Here is a 1926-nt window from a genome sequence, read left to right as displayed (position 1 = left end):
TCTTCGGCATCGGGCGCGCGATGAAGGGCGGCATCGGCACGGCCTCGGTGTCGCTGGACGGCATCACCGTGGGCGCCCTGATCGCCTGCAACGCCGTGGGCGACGTGGTCGACCCGCACACCGCCCGGCCCGTGGCCGGCGCACGCTCGGAAGACGGCCAGCGGCTGATGGACACGCGGCGTGCGCTGCTGGGCGGCGTGCCGCCCGAGCCCGTGCTGCCCGGCACCAACACCACCATCGGCGTGATCGCCACGGACGCGGTGCTGACCAAGGCCCAGGCCCATCGCCTGGCCGTGTCGGGCCACGACGGGTTGGCGCGCAGCATCAACCCCGTGCACACCCAATTGGACGGCGACACGCTGTTCACCCTGGCCACCGGCGCCACGGGCCGCCACGCGGGCATGCTGGTGCTGGCCACCATGGCGGCCGAGGCCGTGGCCCGCGCCACGCTGCGCGCCGTGCAGGCTGCGCAGTCCCTCACCACCCACGAAGGCCTGTACCTGCCGAGCGCGGCGGACCTCGGCCGATGAACGCCCTTGCCGCCCGCTCCCGCACCGTCACGCGACGGGTGCACACGGCGCTGCTGAACCTGCGCGACCTGATCCTGTCCGCCGGTCCGCTCGCCTTCCTGGCGGTGGGGCTGCTGGTGCTGGCCTACTGGTGGCTGCAGCCAGCGCCCCCGAAGCGCGTCACCCTGGCCACCGGGCCCGCGCAGAGCGCCTATGCGGACTTCGGCCAGCGCTACCAGAAGGCGCTGGCGGCCGACGGCATCGAGGTCGTCCTGCGCGAGACGGAAGGCTCGTCCGCCAACCTGCAATTGCTGCGCAGCGGCGAGGCCGACCTGGCCTTCGTGCAGGGCGGCACCGGCGAACTGCGGCCCGAAGACGCCGACGCCCTGGAATCGCTGGGCAGCCTGTTCGTGGAACCGGTGTGGATCTTCTACCGCACCGAGGCCGCGCGCCGCGTGGTCAAAAGCGGCCGGCTCGACAGCCTGGCGCAGCTGCGCGGCCTGCGCGTGAACGTGGGCACCGCGGGCAGCGGCGTGCCCACGCTGATGGAAAAGCTGCTGGAGGCCAACCGCATGGAGCCCCGGGCGCTGCGGCTGTCCGAGCTGGGGCAGACGCCGGCGACGGTGGAGTTCCTCGCGGGCCGGCTCGACGCGCTGGTGTTCGCCTCGGCGCCGCAGTCGCTCATGGTGCAGATGCTGCTGCAGACGCCGGGCGTGCGTCTCATGGACTTTCCACAGCACGAGGCCTACGGGCGACGCTTTCCGTTCCTCACGCCCGTCACGCTGCCGCGCGGCGTGGTGGACCTGGCCGGCAACGTGCCGCCCGCCGATGTGCGGCTGGTGGCCTCCACCACGTCGCTGCTGGCGCGCGAGGGCACGCATCCGGCGCTGCTGCAGCTGTTCGCGCAGAACGCGCAGTCCCTGCACGGCAGCGCCGGCTGGTTCAACCGGGCTCGCGAGTTTCCGAGCACCCGCCACAGCGAGCTGCCCATCGCCGCCGAGGGCGAGCGCGCCATCAACGAGCCCGCGCCGCTGCTGCAGCGCTACCTGCCCTTCTGGATGGCCAACCTGATCGAGCGCATGTGGCTGGTGCTGGGCATCCTGCTGGCCGCCATGCTGCCGCTGTCGCGCGTGGTGCCGCCGCTCTACCAGTTCCGCGTGCGCTCGCGCGTGTTCCGCTGGTATGGCCGCCTGCGCGAGATCGAGGACGAAATGGACGCCGGACAATCCGCGCCCCAGGCGCTGCACGAGGCCCTGGACCGGCTGGAAGCGCAGGTGGAAAAGGTGAGCGTGCCGCTGTCGTATGCCGACGAGCTGTACGCGCTGCGCAACCACATCCAACTGGTGCGCAAGAAGCTGCGCGCGGCGCCGGGCGGCGCGCCGGCTAGCGCGGCCTGACGGGCTTGCCGGCGCCCTTG

General features: G+C 72.7%; 2 protein-coding genes. Both read left to right on the top strand.

Annotated elements, in window-relative coordinates; genetic code table 11:
• Positions 1–530: P1 family peptidase (locus AC27IQ_RS23495; RefSeq protein WP_487090994.1), on the top strand; the 530-nt coding region annotated here is incomplete at its 5' end.
• A complete protein-coding gene (locus AC27IQ_RS23490; RefSeq protein ID WP_284406152.1) occupies positions 527–1906 on the top strand; it encodes a TAXI family TRAP transporter solute-binding subunit in 1380 nt (459 codons plus the stop codon). The genes AC27IQ_RS23495 and AC27IQ_RS23490, both read left to right, overlap by 4 nt.
• The last annotated feature ends 20 nt before the right edge of the window (positions 1907–1926 follow it).

Source organism: Acidovorax sp. KPB24-07, from assembly GCF_057543315.1.
This window is presented reverse-complemented; position numbering and strand designations above follow the sequence as displayed.